This window comes from Streptomyces misionensis, from assembly GCF_007896895.1.
Lineage (GTDB): Bacteria > Actinomycetota > Actinomycetes > Streptomycetales > Streptomycetaceae > Streptomyces > Streptomyces misionensis_A.
On record NZ_VOGW01000072.1, the window covers coordinates 6,962 to 25,450 of the forward strand.

14 protein-coding genes and 3 pseudogenes are annotated in these 18,489 nt (G+C 74.3%); 8 read left to right on the forward strand and 9 right to left on the reverse strand.

Features of this window, described 5'->3' with window-relative positions; genetic code table 11:
• Both FRZ03_RS40265 and FRZ03_RS13010 read right to left on the reverse strand, forming a co-directional pair.
• A pseudogene (locus FRZ03_RS40265) lies at nucleotides 1-638 on the reverse strand (response regulator); the annotation flags it as partial.
• A 282-nt stretch (nucleotides 639-920) separates the two neighbouring features.
• Nucleotides 921-1,598 (reverse strand): DUF3000 domain-containing protein, encoded by a 678-nt coding sequence (locus FRZ03_RS13010; RefSeq protein ID WP_146465303.1) that lies wholly within the window; start codon nucleotides 1,596-1,598, stop codon nucleotides 921-923.
• A 111-nt stretch (nucleotides 1,599-1,709) separates the two neighbouring features.
• Between FRZ03_RS13010 and hemE the strand changes: the two genes are divergently transcribed.
• The 6 genes from hemE (at nucleotide 1,710) to FRZ03_RS13040 (ending at nucleotide 8,624) form a co-directional block, all read left to right on the forward strand.
• Nucleotides 1,710-2,777, forward strand: coding sequence for a uroporphyrinogen decarboxylase (gene hemE, locus FRZ03_RS13015; RefSeq protein WP_146465304.1), 1,068 nt, complete (start codon nucleotides 1,710-1,712; stop codon nucleotides 2,775-2,777).
• Between the two features lie 261 nt (nucleotides 2,778-3,038).
• The gene (locus FRZ03_RS13020) at nucleotides 3,039-3,374 is read left to right on the forward strand and encodes a GNAT family N-acetyltransferase (protein WP_146465305.1); all 336 of its coding nucleotides are present in this window, start codon (nucleotides 3,039-3,041) and stop codon (nucleotides 3,372-3,374) included.
• 50 nt (nucleotides 3,375-3,424) lie between these two features.
• Nucleotides 3,425-4,261: an alpha/beta fold hydrolase gene (locus FRZ03_RS13025; protein WP_146465306.1), complete on the forward strand. Its 837-nt coding sequence runs from the start codon at nucleotides 3,425-3,427 to the stop codon at nucleotides 4,259-4,261.
• 38 nt (nucleotides 4,262-4,299) lie between these two features.
• Complete coding sequence (locus tag FRZ03_RS13030; protein WP_146465307.1) at nucleotides 4,300-5,439, forward strand: low temperature requirement protein A; 1,140 nt, start codon at nucleotides 4,300-4,302, stop codon at nucleotides 5,437-5,439.
• Nucleotides 5,440-5,773: 334 nt separating this feature from the next.
• Nucleotides 5,774-8,032, forward strand: a complete 2,259-nt coding sequence (locus tag FRZ03_RS13035) for an ATP-binding protein (RefSeq protein ID WP_261398968.1) — start codon at nucleotides 5,774-5,776, stop codon at nucleotides 8,030-8,032.
• Nucleotides 8,033-8,183: 151 nt separating this feature from the next.
• Nucleotides 8,184-8,624: an SsgA family sporulation/cell division regulator gene (locus FRZ03_RS13040; RefSeq protein WP_146465308.1), complete on the forward strand. Its 441-nt coding sequence runs from the start codon at nucleotides 8,184-8,186 to the stop codon at nucleotides 8,622-8,624.
• A 77-nt stretch (nucleotides 8,625-8,701) separates the two neighbouring features.
• On the opposite strand, the gene FRZ03_RS13045 is transcribed toward FRZ03_RS13040, so the two are convergent.
• From FRZ03_RS13045 to FRZ03_RS13060, 4 genes are all read right to left on the reverse strand, one after another.
• On the reverse strand, nucleotides 8,702-9,691 hold the full coding sequence (locus FRZ03_RS13045) for an alpha/beta hydrolase (RefSeq protein ID WP_146465309.1): 990 nt from the start codon (nucleotides 9,689-9,691) through the stop codon (nucleotides 8,702-8,704).
• Between the two features lie 165 nt (nucleotides 9,692-9,856).
• Complete coding sequence (locus FRZ03_RS13050; RefSeq protein ID WP_146465310.1) at nucleotides 9,857-10,927, reverse strand: AraC-like ligand-binding domain-containing protein; 1,071 nt, start codon at nucleotides 10,925-10,927, stop codon at nucleotides 9,857-9,859.
• A 384-nt stretch (nucleotides 10,928-11,311) separates the two neighbouring features.
• The gene (locus tag FRZ03_RS13055) at nucleotides 11,312-12,136 is read right to left on the reverse strand and encodes a rhomboid family intramembrane serine protease (protein ID WP_146465311.1); all 825 of its coding nucleotides are present in this window, start codon (nucleotides 12,134-12,136) and stop codon (nucleotides 11,312-11,314) included.
• A gap of 75 nt (nucleotides 12,137-12,211) precedes the next feature.
• Nucleotides 12,212-13,597: an FAD-dependent oxidoreductase gene (locus FRZ03_RS13060; protein ID WP_146465312.1), complete on the reverse strand. Its 1,386-nt coding sequence runs from the start codon at nucleotides 13,595-13,597 to the stop codon at nucleotides 12,212-12,214.
• A gap of 91 nt (nucleotides 13,598-13,688) precedes the next feature.
• Here FRZ03_RS13060 and hemG point away from each other — a divergent pair, with 91 nt between their 5' ends.
• A complete protein-coding gene (gene hemG, locus FRZ03_RS13065) occupies nucleotides 13,689-15,143 on the forward strand; it encodes a protoporphyrinogen oxidase (protein ID WP_146465313.1) in 1,455 nt (484 codons plus the stop codon).
• 4 nt (nucleotides 15,144-15,147) lie between these two features.
• Complete coding sequence (gene hemQ / locus FRZ03_RS13070) at nucleotides 15,148-15,879, forward strand: hydrogen peroxide-dependent heme synthase (protein WP_146465314.1); 732 nt, start codon at nucleotides 15,148-15,150, stop codon at nucleotides 15,877-15,879.
• 17 nt (nucleotides 15,880-15,896) lie between these two features.
• On the opposite strand, the pseudogene FRZ03_RS13075 reads toward hemQ, so the two are convergent.
• The 3 genes and pseudogenes from FRZ03_RS13075 to FRZ03_RS13085 form a co-directional block, all read right to left on the reverse strand.
• Nucleotides 15,897-17,010 (reverse strand): annotated as a pseudogene (locus FRZ03_RS13075) (alpha/beta hydrolase).
• A 164-nt stretch (nucleotides 17,011-17,174) separates the two neighbouring features.
• A complete protein-coding gene (locus FRZ03_RS13080; RefSeq protein ID WP_146465315.1) occupies nucleotides 17,175-17,954 on the reverse strand; it encodes a TIGR04222 domain-containing membrane protein in 780 nt (259 codons plus the stop codon).
• 123 nt (nucleotides 17,955-18,077) lie between these two features.
• A pseudogene (locus tag FRZ03_RS13085) lies at nucleotides 18,078-18,489 on the reverse strand (endonuclease); the annotation flags it as partial.

Consider the following 18,489-nt stretch of genomic DNA (forward strand, 5'->3'; position numbering starts at 1 on the left):
CTCGTCCCCGCATCGGCAACCCCCGCGACATCTGCGTCGCCGACGTCCACCTGCCCGACGGCTCCGGCCTGACCCTGCTCTCCGAGACCCGCGCGGCGGGCTGGCCCAACGGGCTCGCCCTCTCCGCCGCCGACGACATCGGCGCGGTCCGCAACGCCCTGGCCGGCGGGGTCAAGGGCTATGTCGTCACCGGCACCCGTACCAATATCGGACTCCCCACCCGGCCCGGCGCCGAGGGGAGCGGCGCCGGGCCGGGTGGGGAGTCCGATATTGGTACGGGTGCCGGTGACGACATAGCCCTTGACCCCGCCGGCCAGGGCGTTGCGGACCGCGCCGATGTCGTCGGCGGCGGAGAGGGCGAGCCCGTTGGGCCAGCCCGCCGCGCGGGTCTCGGAGAGCAGGGTCAGGCCGGAGCCGTCGGGCAGGTGGACGTCGGCGACGCAGATGTCGCGGGGGTTGCCGATGCGGGGACGAGCCTCCGCGATGGACGAGGCCTCGATGACGTCGCGCACACCGAGCGCCCACAGATGGCGGGTGACGGTGGAGCGCACGCGCGGGTCGGCCACGACCACCATGGCGGTCGGCTTGTTCGGGCGGTAGGCGACCAGGCTTGCGGGTTGCTCAAGGAGAACGGACACCAGGCCTCCTGGGTGGGGGGACGGGGCCGGCTTGTGGGGAAGAAGCCGGGACGAACCGTGCTTTCAAGGTCACAGTCGTCTTCGGCAGCAAACGTGTCCGCCTTTAGGGAGTGATCACGATCTAGTGAGTAACAATCTGCGCAATTCGGACACGCGATCGATCACCCGAAGATCGAATCGGTCCGAGCGGATGCGATTCGAGTGCGCAATGTGGCCGTATCGACAAAGAGATGGTCAATAAGGCGCCCAAGAGGATGACGACGGCCGGAACCGGCCGTCACCTCACCGGGACTGCGGACCCCTGCGCTGCGGCAGCGTCACCACCGACGCGTCCCCGGGACCGGCCGGCGGCAGCCCCCCGACCTGCGCCAGCAGATCGCACCAGGACGCCAGATGGGCCGCCGCGTCCGGCACCCCGCCGAGCCCCTCGCGCGGCGTCCAGGACGCCCGGATCTCGATCTGCGAGGCGGACGGCCGGTCGGCGAGACCGCCGAAGTAGTGCGAACTGGCGCGGGTGACCGTGCCGCTCGGCTCGCCGTAGCCGAGACCGCGCGCCTGGAGCGCCCCGGTCAGCCACGACCAGCACACCTCCGGCAGCAGCGGATCGGCCGCCATCTCCGGCTCCAGCTCCGCCCGCACCAGCGTCACCAGCCGGAACGTGCCCCGCCACGCGTCGTGCCCGGCCGGGTCGTGCAGCAGCACCAGGCGTCCGTCGGCCAGCTCCTGGTCGCCGTCCACCACCACCGCCTCCAGCGCGTACGCGTACGGCGCGAGCCGCTGCGGCGCGGGGGTCGGCTCCACCTCGACCTGCGGCCGCAGCCGGCAGGCGCGCAGGGCGTCGACCGCGGCCCGGAACGCCGGCGGACCCGCGGCACCCGAGTGCCGGTCCGCCTCATCGGTGTCCTTCACGTCACCCAATCCGTCAGCGCCTTCCGACATTCGTCCGTGAGCCGCAGCCATGCGGGGAAGAGTAAGGGGAACCGGGCCCCTGCGCAGGCAAGACACCCCGCGACGTGCGCTCGCTCGCCGCCTGTGCACGGCCCGCCCGCGGCGGCATGCGAGACTTTTCCCGTGACCGCGAACGAGGCCCCTGCGGGCAAGCAGCCGACCGAGACGTACGACAGCGCCTTCCTCAAGGCGTGCAGGCGCGAACCCGTGCCGCACACCCCCGTCTGGTTCATGCGCCAGGCCGGCCGCTCCCTGCCCGAGTACCTCAAGGTACGGGAGGGCATTCCCATGCTGGAGTCCTGCACGCGGCCCGAGCTGGTCACCGAGATCACCCTCCAGCCGGTGCGGCGGCACCACGTGGACGCGGCGATCTACTACAGCGACATCGTCGTCCCGCTCAAGGCCATCGGCATCGACCTGGACATCAAGCCCGGTGTCGGCCCGGTCGTCGAGAAGCCGATCCGCACCCGCGCCGACCTCGCCCGGCTGCGCGACCTCACCCCCGAGGACGTCCCGTACGTCACCGAGGCCATCGGGATGCTCACCCGCGAGCTGGGGTCCACCCCGCTGATCGGCTTCGCGGGCGCCCCCTTCACCCTCGCCAGCTACCTGGTCGAGGGCGGCACGTCGCGGACGTACGAGAACGCCAAGGCGATGATGTACGGCGACCCTCAGCTCTGGGCCGACCTGCTGGACCGCCTCGCCGAGATCACGGCCGCCTTCCTCAAGGTGCAGATCGAGGCCGGCGCCTCCGCGGTGCAGCTCTTCGACTCCTGGGCCGGCGCGCTCGCCCCCGCCGACTACCGGCGCTCGGTGCTGCCCGCCTCGGCGAAGGTCTTCGACGCGGTCGCGGAGTACGGCGTGCCGCGCATCCACTTCGGTGTCGGCACCGGTGAGCTGCTGGGACTGATGGGCGAGGCCGGCGCGGACGTCGTCGGCGTCGACTGGCGCGTCCCGCTGGACGAGGCCGCGCGGCGCGTCGGCCCCGGCAAGGCGCTCCAGGGCAACCTCGACCCGACCGTGCTGTTCGCCGGCAAGGACGCCGTCGAGGCCAAGGCCCAGGAGGTGCTGGACGCCGCCGCCGGTCTGGAGGGACACGTCTTCAACCTCGGCCACGGCGTGATCCCCAACACCGACCCGGACGCGCTGACCCGCCTCGTGGAGTACGTGCACGGCGCGAGCGCCCGCTGACCCGCAGGGTGAACACGATCCGGCCCCCGGCACCGCCGGGGGCCGGACGCGTTTTCGGGCCGCCATCGACCACACGCCGCGGCCGGCGTCCTTCCCGCAGTGCGCTGGCGGGCCGGTAGCGGTGCACGCACGGACAACACGGGAGGGCGAGGGCCCCTAGCGTTCTTGTCGGCGGCCGAACGGGCCCGCGGTCCGGTCCGCCCTCGGCGACCACCCGGCATCCGGCCGTCACGCGCCCAGATCCCGGAAAGGCACCCTGACATGGCCACGCCCGCCGTACCCGTCGTCGAACGAGCCGAGGACGAACACCGCTACGAGATCCTGGTCGACGGCGAACTCGCGGGTTTCACCGAGTACCTGGACCGTGACGAGCAGCGCGTTTTCTACCACACCGAGGTCGGCGACGCCTTCGCCGGACAGGGCCTCGCCGCCCGCCTGGTCGAGCAGGCCCTCACCGATGTGCGGCGGGCGGGCAAGCGCGTCGTGCCGGTCTGCCCGTACGTGGCGTCGTTCCTGCGCAAGCACGAGGAATTCGCCGACATCGCCGACCCGGTCACCCCGGACGTCAGGCACTGGCTCCGCCAGGCCCTGCGCTGACCCGCCTCCGCTGCCCCCGACAGACACTTCAGACGAAAGAGCAGACAGCCATGCCGTACATCACCGTGGGCCAGGAGAACTCCACTCCGATCGACCTCTACTACGAGGACCACGGGACCGGGCAGCCGGTCGTCCTCATCCACGGCTTCCCGCTCGACGGCCACTCCTGGGAGCGGCAGAGCGCGGCGCTGCTCGACGCGGGCTACCGCGTGATCACCTACGACCGCCGCGGTTTCGGGCAGTCCAGCCAGCCGACGACCGGCTACGACTACGACACCTTCGCGGCCGACCTGAACACCGTGCTGGAGACCCTCGACCTGCGGGACGCCGTCCTGGTCGGGTTCTCCATGGGCACCGGCGAGGTCGCCCGGTACGTGTCCGCCCACGGCTCCGCCCGCGTGGCCAAGGTCGCCTTCCTGGCCTCGCTGGAGCCCTGCCTGCTCCAGACCGACGACAACCCGGACGGGGTCGCCCCCAAGGAGTTCTTCGACGGCGTCGTCGCGGCCGTGAAGGCGGACCGCTACGCGTACTACAGCGACTTCTTCCGGGACTTCTACAACCTCGACGAGAACCTCGGCACGCGGATCAGCGAGGAAGCGGTCCGGGGCAGCTGGAACGTCGCCGCGAGCGGCGGCTTCTTCGCCGCCGCCGCCGCGCCGTCGACCTGGTACACCGACTTCCGGGCCGACATCCCGGCCATCGACGTGCCGGCCCTGATCGTGCACGGCACGGCCGACCGCATCCTGCCCGCCGAGGGCACCGCGCGGCCGTTCCACCGGGCGCTTCCGTCCGCCGACTACGTGGAGATCGAGGGCGCCCCGCACGGCCTGCTGTGGACCCACGCCGAGGAGGTCAACGCGGCCCTCCTCGCCTTCCTGGAGAAGTGAGCCCGGTCCGGCGTGCGCCGCGCCGCCGGCCGGGAGCCATGCGGGCCCGCGATCCGGGGGAGGAGCACCGGGTCGCCACCTCGTTGGAGCTGCTCTTCGACCTGTGCTTCGCGGTCGCCGTGAGCCAGGCGTCCGCCGGGCTGCGCGCCGCGGTGGGCGAGGGGCACGGCACGGCGGGTGTGGTGCACTTCGGGATCGTCTTCTTCAGCGTGTGGTGGGCCTGGATGAACCTCACCTGGTTCGCCTCCGCCTACGACCCGGACGACGTCCCGTACCGGTTGACGGTGTTCGCCCAGATCACCGGGTCACTGATCCTCGCGGCGGGGGTGCGGAGGGCGTTCGACGGGGACGACCTGAGCGTCATCACCCTGGGGTACGTCGTGATGCGGGGCGCGCTGGCCGGGCTCTGGCTGCGCGCCGCGCGGGCGGACCCCCGGCGGCGCCGGACCGCACTGCGGTTCGCCGCCGGGGTGGTGGTCTGCCAGATCGGCTGGGTGGGACTGCTGCTCCTGCCCCAGGCGATCCGTCCGGCCGGTATCGCGGTGCTGGTGGTGGGGGAGGTGTGCGTCCCGGTGTGGGCGCAGGCCGCCGGGACGACCCCCTGGCACCCGCGCCACATCGCCGAGCGGTACGCGTCGTTCACACTGATCGTGCTCGGCGAGTCCGTCGCCTCCGCCACGGCCGCGGTGCGCACCGCCTTCGACGAGCACCGCGGCACCTGGCCGCTGTGCGCGGTGGCGGCGGGCGGTCTGCTGACGGTCTTCGCCATGTGGTGGCTGTACTTCGCCCGGCCCGCCCACACCCTGCTCGCCACCACCCACCGGGGGCCCGGCAGAAGGTTCCGGTGGGCCTACGGCCACTACCTGATCTTCGCGTCCGCCGCCGCCGTCGGGGCGGGCCTGGCCGTCGAGGCCGACCAGGTCACCCACCGCACCGGCATCGCCCCGCAGGCCGCGGGCGCCATGGTCGCCGTACCGGCGGCCGTCTTCCTGACCACCGTGTGGGCGTTGCACCTGCGCCCCCATCGCCGGCGCCTCGCCCAGGGGGTCCCCTTCCTCGGCGCGGCCGTCCTGGTGCTCGCGTCGGCCCTCACCCCCGCGCCGGCCATGGTCACCGGGGTCCTGTCGGCGCTGCCGGCTGCCGTGGTCACGATCACGACCCGGGGCACGAAGCGGTAGGGGCCGGCGTCGCAGGCGTACCTCACCGGGTCGGCGGCCGGTCCCTCGGTGGCGAGGGGCGCGGCTTTCCCGGCTCCGGGGCGCGGAATGCCGCGGAGATCTCCGGTGCGTTGTGTCGGTTCGCCGCCGACCGCGTCGGTCCACGCGCCTTCCGCGCCGGTGCACCGGACAAGCCGGGGCCGGCGCCGGTGCGCTGTCGGGACACGATCCGTGCGCGCTCGGCGCGCGCCCGGTGGCTTCCTCGTCCCCGGGAAAGGGCCCCCACTCCGGCTCGCCGCCGTGAAGGCCGCGACCGCGCCGTATTCTTCGCCTGGGCGAGGAGACGGAGAAGGGCGTGCCGGGCGAGAGTCCGTTCGGGGTCGTGCTGCGCGGACTGCGCCAGCGGGGCCGGCTGACGATGGAGGAGCTGGCCGAGGCGTCGGGGGTCAGCGTCCGGGCGATCGGCGACATGGAGCGGGGGCGCAGCCGGGTCCCGCAGCGGCGCACGGTGGTGGCGCTCGCCGAGGGGCTGGGGCTGGCGGACGCGGAGCGGGAAGCGCTGATCGCGGCCGTGCGCGCGGCGCGTCCGGCGCGCACGCCGGCGGCCGGATCGGCCGTGCCGTCGCGGTCCGTGCGGGACTTCACCGGACGCGGCCCGGAACTGGCGTTCCTCCGGGACGCGGCGGAACGGGCCCGCACCGGCGCCGGGGCGTCGGTGGCGGTGGTCTCGGGCCCTCCGGGGTGCGGGAAGACGACGCTGGCGCTGAAGGCGGTGGCGGACCTGGCGGGCGAGTTCCCCGACGGGTGCTTCGTGGTGGACCTGCACGGGGTGGCGGGCCCGGTCGACCCGGGAGAGGCCCTGCTGCAGCTGCTGAGGGCCCTGGGCGTGTCGGACCGGCGGCTGGGGCAGGAGGACGCGCCGGGCCACGCGGGGCTGCTGCGGGCGCTGCTGACCGAGCGCCGGTGCCTGGTGGTGCTGGACAACGCCCGTGACGAGAAGCAGGTGCGTCCGCTGCTGCCCGCAGGCGGGGAGAGCCTGGTGCTGGTCACCAGCAGGCGGCCCCTGACGGGGCTGGAGGACGTCGACCGGCTGGCGCTGACCGAGCTGGCGCAGTCCGAGGCGGTGGAGCTGCTGCGCCGGATCCTCGGCGCCGAGCGCGCGGACGCGGAGGCCGGTGCCGTCGCGCGGGTGGCGGAGTTGTGCGGGCGGCTGCCGCTGGCGCTGCGGGTGGCGGGCAACTGGCTGACGGTGCGGTCGGGGTGGAGCGTGGCCCGCCTGGCCGGGCGCCTGGCCGACGAGGAACGCCGGCTGGGCGCGCTCGCCGTCGGAGACGTACGGGTGGAGGCGGCCTTCGAACTGTCCTACCGGCAGCTGACTCCCCAGGCCGCCCGGTTGCTGCGCCTGCTGAGCCTGGTCCCGGGACCGGACATGACCGCGGCCTACGGGGCGGCCCTGAGCGCGACCGGCGTGTTCGAGGCGGAGGACCTGATGGAGGAGCTGATCGAGGCCGGGCTGCTCCGGGTCGCCTTCAACGGCCGCTGTCAACTGCACGACCTGCTGCGGCTGTTCGCCCGTGCCCGGCTGTCCGGGGAAGAGACCCCCGAGGAGCGGGAGGCGGCCGGGGGCCGGCTGCGGAGGTGGCTGCTGGACACCGCCACGGTCGCCGGCCGCTGGTTCAAGTCCGGTCACGGGGCGCCGCCGTCCTCCTGGCGGGGCCTCGACCCGCTGGACAGCGCCGAGGCGGCCGGGGCCTGGCTCCGCGGCGAGGCCCCCGCCTGGCTCGCCGCGCTGCGCGACGCCGCGCACCGGGGCGAGCACACCCTGGTCCTGGAGACCGCCGATGCCATGGAGTGGTTCTGCGACCTGTGGGTCTTCTGGGGGCACTGGCCCGAGGTCTTCCGTCTGTCCAGCGAGTCCGCCGCCGCGCTGGACGACCCGAAGGCGCGGGCCCTCCACCTCAACATGTACGCCTGGGCCCTGACCGTGTGCGAGCGCCGTTACGGCGAGGCCGCCGAACGGGCCGGTGAGGCGCTGGAGTACGCCCGGCGCGCGCGGGACGTCTCCCAGCAGGCCGCGGCACTGGTGCATGCGGCAGGCGCGCTCCGGCAACTCGGCGATGCCGCGGCGGCCGCCGAGAAGACCCTGGCCGCCATCGACGTGGCACAAGCCGCCGGCGAGCACGAGGTCTGGCTGAACGCCATGATGAGCCACGCGGCCGTCCTGCGTCTGCTCGGCCGGCCCGAGCAGGCCCTGACCTACGACACGCGCGCCATCGCCTTCCTCGACGCGCCCGGCTGCCCGGTGCGCGGGCATGTCGCCGATCTCACCCGGGCCCATGTGACCCACGGCCTCGGCCGTGACCACGCCGCCCTGGGACGGTGGCGGGAGGCCGCCGACCACTACCGCGACGCGCTGGTCCAGTCCGAGCGCATCGGTCTGACCTACCGAGCGGGCCAGGCGCTGGTGTACCTGGGACCGGCCCTGATCGAACTGGGAGAGATCGAGGAGGCCCGCACCTGTCTGCGCCAGGTCCTGGACCTCGGCGAGGACGCGGTGGACCCCGAGGCGCTGCGGACCGCGCGCAGGCTCCTGGACTCGCTCCCGGCCGGGTGAGCCGCGCGGGTGAGCCGCGCCGGCACCGCGACCGCGCCCGGTGCTCTGACGGGCAACGCCCCGTACGTTCCCCGGCAATGCCGGTCCACCCACGGTTTTAGGGTCGATCGCGCAGACTGCCACCCCCTCAGAACCTGCTGGACGGGTAGACATGACTCAGCCGTTTCACAGCGCCGCCGAAACCTCGGTCACCGACGAGGTGGTGGTGCACGTCATCGTCGCGGACGAACCGCCGGTCTCCCTGCCCGCCGAGCTCCGCTACGACCGGGCGGACCCCTACGCCGTGTGCCTCTCCATCGGGATGACCTCGACCGGCACGGTCGACTGGGTGTTCGCGCGCAGCCTCCTGTCCCAGGGGCTGAGCCGGCCGGCGGGCGTCGGGGACATCCTGGTGACGCCCTGGCACGGCGGCCCTCGGCACGCGGTGCGGATCGTCGTCAGGTCCCCGGCCGGAGCGGCCGTGCTGTACATCGCGGCTTCGGCGGTGTCCGCGTTCCTGGAACGCGCCCGCTCGGTCGTGCCGCCGGGCGCGGAGGGACTCTTCCTCGACCTGGACCGCGTGATCGCCGAACTGCTGTCGGACGGCGGGTGACGGCCCGGCCCGGCGCCGGCCGCCGTTCGGGCGCCGGCCCCGGAGCGGCCGCGCCGTCGTCGTTGGAGGCGGCGCGATCAGCAGGCGTACCGGTGCAGGGCGACGTGGACGGTGTCGAGGATCTGGATGCGGGCCGCGCGGGCGGCGTCCGTGTCGTGCAGGGGGGCGAGCACCATGAAGCCGTGGATCGTCCCGTGGTAGCGCATCGAGACCACCGCCACGCCGGCCTCGCGGAGCTTGGCCGCGTAGGCCTCGCCCTCGTCGCGCACCACGTCGGCCTCGCTGGTGACCACCAGGGTCGGGGGCAGCCCGGTGAGCTGCTCCAGGGAGGCCTGCAGCGGTGACGCCGTGACCTCGCTGCGCCGGCGGACATCGGGCAGGTACTGGTCCCAGAACCAGCGCATGGTCTCGCGGCCGAGGTAGTAGCCCTTGGCGAACTCCTGGTAGGACGGGGTGTCGAAGTCGGCGTCGGTGACCGGGCAGAGCAGCACCTGCTGAAGCAGCCGCACTCCGCCGCGCTCCTTGGCGAGCAGGGTCAGCGCCGCCACCAGGTTGGCACCCGCGGAGTCGCCCACGGCGACCATCCGGCTCCCGTCCAGACCGATCTCGGCGCCTCGCTCGTGGATCCACCGCGCCACCGCGTAGCACTGCTCGACGGCGACCGGGTACCGCGCCTCGGGGGCGCGCTCGTACTCCACGAAGACGACGGCCGCGTCCGCGCCGACGGCCAGCTCGCGCACCAGGCGCTCATGGGTGCCGGCGTCACCCAGGACCCAGCCGAGCCCGTGCACGAACAGCACGACGGGGAGCTCGCCGACGCTGTCGGCGGGTCTGACCACTTTCACCCGGACGTGCCCGGTCGGCCCGCCCGGGAGGGCGAGCCACTCCGCGCAGGTCGCCTCCTCGTCGAGCGGGTCGCCCTCGTCCTGCATCCGGGCCAGGTCCAGCCGGGCCTGCTCCGGGCCCCGGTCGTTCGCCGGCGGCAGGTCGGCGTGCCGGGCCACGAGGGCTCGGGTGGGGCGGTCCAGGACAGGGTGCCGAACGGACGAGGGAGCGAAGTCGGACACACAATCTCCTGCCGGCAGGGCCACGGGGCGGAAAGACGAAATGGGCTGTTCGGTGTAGGGGTGTCTGGGGCGGAGGGCGGTATGCGGGGTCGAGGCCGCCGGGCGCCGGGCCGGGGCACCGCCGCCGCGGGCACAGGGCGCTCCGCGTCGTTTCGATCGGGGACCTTACCCGTTGGCCGACACCCGGTCAGCCCCCTGGCCGATCGGCACCGTGGGCACCGGCAGCGGCAGCGGGTAGGTCCCGGGCGCGGCCGTGCCCGCCGCGGACCGCCCGCCGTCGTCCTGGGCGGTGCGCTGGTTGCGCCAGTCGCGGGGGGAGACGCCGTAGGCGGCGCGGAAGGCCCGGCTGAAGTGGGCGGGGTTGACGAAGCCCCAGCGCTGGGCCACGGCGGACACGGTGGGGGTCGATCTGCCCCTGCGGGCCAGCTCCCGTCCGCACTCCTCCAGGCGCCGCTGCTGGATGAGCCGGCCCACGGTGGTCCCCTCGCCCTGGAACAGCCGGTGCAGGTACCGGACGGAGATCCGGTGCGTGCGGGCGATGCTCTCCGGCGACAGGTCCGGGTCGCCCAGGTTCCGGTTGATGTGGGTGCGGATACGCGTCAGCAGATGGCCGCGGGCGGTGTCGTCGTCCGTGCCGCCCGGATTCGACCGCTCGGCTATCAGGGTGGCGAACAGGTCGACGACATTGCCGGCCAGCCGGTCCGCGACGGCCGGCGCATAGCCGTCCGCCGAGGACGCCAGGGTGGCCAGGAACGGGAGCAGCATCGCGCCGAAGCCGTCCCCGGTGCCGATGGCGTTGCCCGTGACCTGCCGCAGATCGGTGTCCGCCAGGCCCAGCACGCGCCGGGGCAGTTGGAAGATGTGCGTGGTGAACCGCCGCGGGTAGTCGAAGGAGTACGGCCGGGTCGTGTCGTAGACCACGAGGTCTCCCTCGCCCACTTCCGCCCTGCGGCCGTCCTGGATGAAGGTGGCCGTGCCGGACACCTGGACACCGACCGCCACCAGCTCCTGCGGCGAGCGGGCGATCAGCGCCGGGGTACGGCTGACCCGGTTCGCGTCCGCTTCCATGGTGGACACCTGGAGGTACCCGAGACGGTTGGTGGCGATCCGGCCGTCGAACGGGCCGTCGCCACGCGGCGCGACCGTCATCGGCACCAGCGTCCTGCTCACCGCGTTGTTCCAGTACACGACCTTGTCCCGGTCCGGCACGGAGGCCGTCGTCAACACCGTACTCAAGTTGTTCTCCCCTCAGGGGGCGTTGCTTCGGGGCTGTGGCGGACGGGAACAGGACGGCCGGCCGCGTGTCGCCCGGGAGGGCCGCGGCCGGCGCCCGGCTGGGCCGGACGGCGCGTCGTACGGGCAGCGACCTCGCTGGAGCGCAACCGGACCGCATCGGCGAGGCCCGGGTTCCCGACCCGCACCGAACAGCCAACCAGCGCGCCACTCGCGTCTCCAGGCAGAACCGCAGGCAGAAATCGCGCGTGCGGACGCGCGTCTTCCGCCGCCGTGCGGTCTCGGAACAGAGCGGGGCACGCAGAGGCAAGAAACGGCCGGCCGCCGGGGCCGTAATCGTCGATGCGGGTACCGGCCCGGGCGGCCGGGCACCGCCCCGCGGTGCCGCTACCAGACCTGGCGCGGGCGCGCCCTGCCCCCGAAGAGGATGCCGGGCGGCTGCGGCGGGGGCGGGGTGCCGGGCTTGAGCGGCAGGGCGATCAGCAGGCCCACCAGGAAGCCGATCACATGGGCCGCGTACGCCACCGTCCCGGCGTCGGAGACCGCCTGCCCGGACGAGTACACGGCCTGGAGCACGAACCAGAAGCTCAGCACCAGCCAGGCGGGCAGCCGCAGCGGCAGGAAGATCAGGAACGGCACCAGCACCCAGACCCGCGCCCTCGGCCACAGCACGATGTAGGCGCCGAGCACCCCGGCGATCGCGCCGGACGCGCCGATCAGCGGGTCGGCGGAGCCCGCGTTGAGCAGCGCGAAGCCGTATCCGGCCGCATAGCCGCAGACGACGTAGAAGACGAAGAAGCGGATGTGGCCCATCCGGTCCTCGACGTTGTTGCCGAAGATCAGCAGGAACAGCATGTTGCCCAGCAGATGCAGCCAGCTGCCGTGCACGAACATCGCCGTGAACACCGACAGCGGCGGCGACTTCCGGTAGGTGGGCGGCGCCACCACACAGCCCGGGCCGTGCGGGCCGATCCCCACCTGGCCGGTCGGCACCAGATGCGGCAACCGGCCGTGGATCAGCTCCCTCGGGACCGCAGCGAAGCGGTCCATGAAGGCCTCCAGATGGCACAGCTGCGCCAGGTTCTCGCCGCCGGTCACGGAACCGGGCATGCCGGGCGTGGACAGGAACACGAGGACGTTCGCGAGGATCAGGGCGTACGTCACCCAGGGGGTGCGGCGCACCGGATTGACGTCATGGACGGGGATGACCACACACCAGTAGTGCCCCCCGGACCCTGCGCCAATCGGGTGGTTCCCACACCGGTCGGCTTCCCCCCGCCGCGCCGCTCAGCTTTCCCGCACCTTCGCGGCCGCCTTGCGCGCCGCCACCAGCACCGGGTCCCACACCGGCGAGAACGGCGGCGCGTAGCCGAGGTCCAGGGCGGTCATCTGCTCCACGGTCAGGCCCGCGGTCAGCGCCACCGCGGCGATGTCCACCCGCTTCGCCGCCCCCTCCCGGCCCACGATCTGCACGCCCAGCAGCCGCCCGGTGCGGCGCTCGGCCAGCATCTTGACCGTCATCGGGGACGCCCCCGGGTAGTAGCCGGCCCGGCTGGTCGACTCGATGGTGACCGTCTCGTACCGCAGACCCACCCGGCGGGCGTCCTTCTCGCGCAGCCCGGTGCGGGCGATCTCCAGGTCGCAGACCTTGCTGACCGCCGTGCCGACCACCCCGGGGAAGGTGGCGTAGCCGCCGCCCGCGTTGGTGCCGATGACCTGGCCGTGCTTGTTGGCATGGGTGCCCAGCGGCACGTACTGCTCCTGCCCGGAGACCAGGTTCAGCACCTCCACGCAGTCGCCGCCCGCCCAGATGTTCTCGTGGCCGCGCACCCGCATGGCCAGGTCGGTGAGCAGCCCGCCGTGGGCGCCGAGCGGCAGCCCGGCGGCGCGGGCGAGCGCGGTCTGAGGGCGCACGCCGATGCCGAGGACCACCACGTCGGCGGGGTACTCCGCGTGCTGGGTGGCCACCGCGCGCACCCGGCCGTCCTCGCCGGTGAGGATCTTGGTGACCTCGGCGTCGTTCACCATGGTGATGCCCAGCCCCTCCATGGCGCGGTGCACCAGGCGGCCCATGTCCGGGTCCAGGGTCGACATCGGCTCCTTGCCGCGGTTGACGACCGTCACCTCGAACCCCCGGTCGATCAGGGCCTCGGCCATCTCCACGCCGATGTACCCGGCGCCCACGACCACCGCGCGCCGCCCCCGGGCCCGGGCCAGGGTGTCCAGCAGCGCCTGCCCGTCGTCCAGGGTCTGCACCCCGTGCACCCCGGGGGCGTCCGCGCCCGGCAGCTCCGGGCGCACCGGGCGGGCCCCGGTCGCGATCACCAGACGGTCGTACGACGTCCACGACTGCGCGCCGGAGTCGACGTCGCGCGCCCGCACCCGCCCGCCGGACACGTCCAGCTCCGTGACCTCGGTGCGCAGCCGCAGGTCGATGCCCCGGGCGCGGTGCTCCTCGGGGGTGCGGGCGATCAGCGCGTCCCGCTCGGCGACCGCGCCGCCCACCCAGTACGGGATGCCGCAGGCCGAGAAGGAGGTGAAGTGGCCGCGCTCGAACGCCACGATCTCCAGTTCCTCGGGCCCCTTCATCCGCCGCGCCTGCGACGCCGCCGACATGCCGGCCGCGTCGCCGCCGACGACGACCAGCCGCTCCCGCCCCTGATGCACGCTCATGGGAGCAACGCTAAACGCTCGCCGTGGCGCGCGGCACCGGGGGACCTGTGGCCCTACCAGGGCCGTCGGCGGTGTCTGAGAGAGTGGGGACATGAGCACAACGGGTACGAGTCCGGGCCGGGTCGTCGTCATCGGAGCCGGCATCGCCGGGCTGGCCGCCGCGCACCGGCTGCTGGCGCGCGGCGCGCGGGTGACGGTGCTGGAGGCCACCGGCCGGGTCGGCGGCAAGCTGCTGCCCGGCGAGATCGCGGGCGTCCGGGTCGACCTGGGCGCCGAGTCGATGCTGGCCCGCCGCCCCGAGGCGGTGGCCCTCGCCCGCGAGGCGGGCCTCGCCGACCGGCTCCAGCCGCCCGCCGTCGCGAGCGCCGCCATCTGGACCCGGGGCGCCCTGCGCCCCATGCCCAAGGGCCATGTGATGGGCGTGCCCGGCACCGCCGCCGCCCTCGCCGGCGTCCTGTCCGAGGACGGCCTGGCCCGCATCGAGCGCGACGCCGAACTGCCCCGTACCGAGGTCGGCGACGACGTGGCGGTGGGCGAGTACGTGGCGGCCCGGCTCGGCCGCGAGGTCGTGGACCGCCTGGTCGAGCCCCTGCTCGGCGGGGTGTACGCGGGCGACGCCTACCGGATCTCGATGCGCTCGGCCGTCCCCCAGCTCTTCCAGGCCGCCCGCGCGCACACCTCCCTCACCGAGGGCGTCCGCGAGATCCAGGCCAAGGCGGCGGCGAGCCGGCAGACCGGGCCCGTCTTCATGGGCATCGAGGGCGGTGTGGGCACCCTGCCGCTCGCGGTCGCCGCGTCGGTCCGGGCACGCGGCGGCGAGATCCTCACCGACGCCCCCGTCACCGCACTGCGCCGCGAGGCCGCCGGCGGCTGGCGCGTCACCGCCGGGGACCGCGAGCTGCGCGCCGACGCCGTGGTCGTCGCCGTACCCGCCCCGGCCGCCGCGCGGCTGCTGCGGGCCGAGGCCCCGGCGGCCGCCGCCGAACTGGCCGCCGTCGAGTACGCCTCGATGGCCCTGATCACCCTCGCCTACCGGCGCGCCGACCTGTCCCTGCCCGAGGGCAGCGGCTTCCTGGTGCCGCCCGTCGACGGACGCACCATCAAGGCCTCCACCTTCGCCTCCCAGAAGTGGGGCTGGATCGCCGAGGAGGACCCGGAGACGGTCGTGCTGCGCACCTCCGTCGGACGGTACGGCGAGACCGCGGTGCTCGGCCGCGACGACGCCGACCTGGTCGAGGTCTCCCGGCACGATCTGCGCGAGGCCGTCGGCATCGAGGCCGCACCCGTCGAGACCGTGGTCACCCGCTGGACCGACGGGCTGCCCCAGTACCCGGTCGGGCACCACGCGCGCGTGGCCCGCATCCGTGAGCACATCGCGAAGCTGCCCGGCCTCGCGGTGTGCGGCGCGCAGTACGACGGCGTGGGCATCCCGGGGTGCATCGCCAGTGCCCACGCGGCCGTGGACCAGCTGTCCGGGGATCTCGGCGGCGTCGAGGAACTGACGGCCCACCCGGTGCAGAGCCTTCACGGCGGAGCAGGAGAATAGGAACATGAGTGACGACGCCCCCATCATCGAGTCCGGCAGGATCCCCAACAAGGGCAAGCTGGCCAAGGACCTCAACGAGGTCATCCGCTACACCCTGTGGTCCGTCTTCAAGCTGAAGGACGTGCTGCCGGCCGACCGCGCGGGTTACGCCGACGAGGTCCAGGAGCTGTTCGACCAGCTGGCCGCCAAGGACGTGACCATCCGCGGCACGTACGACCTGTCCGGCATGCGGGCCGACGCGGACCTGATGATCTGGTGGCACGCCGAGACCAGCGACCAGCTCCAGGAGGCGTACAACCTCTTCCGCCGCACCAAGCTGGGCCGTGCGCTGGAGCCGGTGTGGTCCAACATGGCGCTGCACCGCCCGGCCGAGTTCAACCGCTCGCACATCCCGGCGTTCCTCGCCGACGAGACGCCCCGCGACTACGTGAGCGTCTACCCCTTCGTGCGCTCCTACGACTGGTACCTGCTGCCCGACGAGGACCGCCGCCGCATGCTCGCCGACCACGGCAAGATGGCCCGCGGCTTCCCGGACGTGCGCGCCAACACGGTCGCCTCGTTCTCGCTCGGCGACTACGAGTGGATCCTCGCCTTCGAGGCCAACGAGCTGGCCCGCATCGTGGACCTGATGCGCCACCTGCGCGGCTCCGAGGCCCGGATGCACGTCCGCGAGGAGATCCCGTTCTTCACGGGCCGCCGCAAGGACGTCGCCCAGCTGGTGGCCGACCTGGCGTAGGGAACCGCCCGCGCCGGTCAGCCCCGGCGGGTCTCCGGTTCGGGCTCCGCGTGGGGTGCGCAGGAGGCGTGCCGTTCGGGGAGGCGGCCCTCCAGCAGGTAGTCGTCCAGGTATGCGTCGACGCACGTGTGGGGGCCGCCTCCGATGCCGTGCGAGCCCGCGTCCCGCTCGGTCACCAGCCGGGGCCCGGCCAGCCGCCGGTTCCTCTCCGGCGCCGCCGCGTCCCGCTCGGCCGCCAGGATCAGCCCCGGCGGCAGCTCGCCGGGGCCGGTGCGCACGTCCAGCGGCCGCTGCCGGGGCGCGGGCCGGTAGGCGCAGGGCGGGTGCACCCACGTGTTGTCCCACGTCTCGAACGGCGCCACCCGCGCCGGCCGGGTGTTGTCCCGGTCCCCCACCGCCCAGTCCGTGGGCCAGGGCGCGTCGTCGCACTCGACGGCCGTGTACACGGCGCCGCCGTTCTCCGCCGCGGCCGAGCCGGGTCCCGGCGCGGCCGGCGCGAGCGGCGGCTGCGGATCGCCGCGCAGATACGCCGAGAGGGCGGCGGCCCGGCTCGGCCGGCAGGTGTCGTAGTACCCGGCCGTCAGAAACGCGTTCTGCAACTGGCCGGGCCCGGCCTTCCCGCCCGCCGGCTCGCGGGCCGGCCGCGCGGCGGCCGTGTCGTAACCGGCCCGCACCTTCCGCGGCGTGTCGCCGAGCCGCTACACGCCGTCGTGCCGGGCGATCCGGTCCCGGAAGTCCGCCCAGCGCTCCTCGCACGCGGCCGACCGGTCGAGCTTGCCGCGGTACCAGACCCTCTCCGGGTCCGGCCGAAGGCGCCGGGGCCGCCCGGGTCGTGGACGAGGGCCCCCTGCCGGGCCACCGCCCGCCTGCCGTCCTTCCCGGTGGCCGGGGTGCGGCTGACGGTGAGCCGGATCTGTGCGCCGTCGGGGTCGGCGTAGTCCAGCGGGACGGCGACGGTGCCGCAGCGCGGTTCGGCGGGGGAGCGCGGCACGTCGGCGGGGTCGCAGGGGCCGAAGCGGATGCCGGCGGTACGGGCGCGGGCGGCGGCCACGAGGGTGCCGCGCAGCTCGGCGGCGCCGGGGACCGCCCCCGCGCTCCCCGCCGGGCGGCGGCCAGGGTGGTCAGCAGCAAGGACCCGGCGGCCGCGCACAGGGCGACGGCTTTCGAGGGGCATCCCTTCGGTACGTCCGGCGACGGCACAAGGGATGTCTCGGACCGGTTCCGGGGAAGGCAAGCACCGCCCGGCCGGTGTCGGCCCCGGTGCCCCGATGCGCCCCCGAGCCGGAAGAAAGGTCCTACTCCCGCGGCGGCGCGTCGCGGTGGGCGAACGCAGCGCGCAGCTCCGGCTCGCCGATCGCGCGGATGCCGCGCAGGGCGACCGCGGTGAGCGGGGACGGCTCGTCACCGGCCCGCCGCCGGCGCAGCAGCGTGCCCAGCCGCCGCTGACCGGCCGCGGAGGCCCACGGCGAGTACGGGTGCACCTCGAAGCGGGCTATGGCGAGGCAGCTCAGCGTCAGGACGAGCGGCAGGGCGAACCACACGGCGACCATCGGCCGCGAGGTGCCGGTCGGCAGGGGCAGCAGCAGCGCGACCGCGCCGAGGACGGCCACGGCCAGTGCCGCGGCGCGCACGTGGCGCACGGCGGTGCCGACGGCCGGCGCGCCCTCGGGCACGGCGAGGCCGGTGCGCACAAGGCGGTCGGCGAGCCGCCGAACCTCGTCCGTGCCGGCCGCGCGGGCCCGTACCGGCGCGATCCTGGACTGGCCCTGCGGGCCTATGGCCCCTATGACGGACCGTTCGATCTCGTCCCGCCCGCACGGGTCCACGACCGTGGCCCAGCCGGTGTGCGCGAGGAGCAGCCGTCGCTGGCGGGCCATGGAGACGAGGGTGACATCGGCGACCCGCCCCGGCCCCCCGGACAGGAACGCCGCCTCGTAGAGGGTCAGCTCGGGCCCCCCGTCCGCGCTTTCGGGACCGGGGTCCGAGTCCGCGGCGCGGACCGCCGTCACACACAGGCGCGTACAGGCCGTACCGGCGAACGCCCAGGCCAGGAGCAGGAGAAGGAGCCAGAACATGACGCTTTTTGTATGCCAGGGGTCAGGGCTGATGCCATGCTCTTTTCACCATGTGGACATGGTGTCGCCGGTATGTGACGTTCCGTTTGTGGGTGGCGGGACGCTGACCCCGGGCCACGGGCACTACCTGCGCAGCAGCACCCGTCCCGCGGCCCGCGCGAGCCGCCCCCGCGGTGCCGGTCCCGACCGGTCCAGCCACCACTCCCGCAGCTCCCGCCGCGGGACCCTGGGCCGCCGGCGCTCCAGCAGGAAGGCGGCGAAGTCGAGCGCGTCCCTGCGACAGCCGCCGCGCATCGGCCGTTCCCGCGCGTACTCCAGGAACGACTCCCGGTACCCCGCCCCCAGCAGCACCGGCAACTCCGGCGCCACCTTCGCCACCACGTCCGCCCGCTTCCGCGCGAGCGCCCGCGCCTGCACCCCCATCCGCGCCCGGTCGAACCCCTCCGGCACCGGCGCCCCCGCGACCAGCGAGGACAGCACGGCGGCCTGCGCGACCCCGAGCCGCTGCCGGGCGTCCTCGGGGTCCTCCGCCTCG

Excerpts from the sequence above, each read along its gene's own strand:
- FRZ03_RS13010 (WP_146465303.1), bottom strand. The coding sequence starts at position 1,598 with ATGGCTGCGGCTCACGGACGAATGTCGGAAGGCGCTGACGGATTGGGT.
- FRZ03_RS13020 (WP_146465305.1), top strand. The coding sequence starts at position 3,039 with ATGGCCACGCCCGCCGTACCCGTCGTCGAACGAGCCGAGGACGAACAC.
- FRZ03_RS13025 (WP_146465306.1), top strand. The coding sequence starts at position 3,425 with ATGCCGTACATCACCGTGGGCCAGGAGAACTCCACTCCGATCGACCTC.
- FRZ03_RS13030 (WP_146465307.1), top strand. The coding sequence starts at position 4,300 with ATGCGGGCCCGCGATCCGGGGGAGGAGCACCGGGTCGCCACCTCGTTG.
- FRZ03_RS13040 (WP_146465308.1), top strand. The coding sequence starts at position 8,184 with ATGACTCAGCCGTTTCACAGCGCCGCCGAAACCTCGGTCACCGACGAG.
- FRZ03_RS13060 (WP_146465312.1), bottom strand. The coding sequence starts at position 13,597 with ATGAGCGTGCATCAGGGGCGGGAGCGGCTGGTCGTCGTCGGCGGCGAC.
- hemG (WP_146465313.1), top strand. The coding sequence starts at position 13,689 with ATGAGCACAACGGGTACGAGTCCGGGCCGGGTCGTCGTCATCGGAGCC.
- hemQ (WP_146465314.1), top strand. The coding sequence starts at position 15,148 with ATGAGTGACGACGCCCCCATCATCGAGTCCGGCAGGATCCCCAACAAG.
- FRZ03_RS13080 (WP_146465315.1), bottom strand. The coding sequence starts at position 17,954 with ATGTTCTGGCTCCTTCTCCTGCTCCTGGCCTGGGCGTTCGCCGGTACG.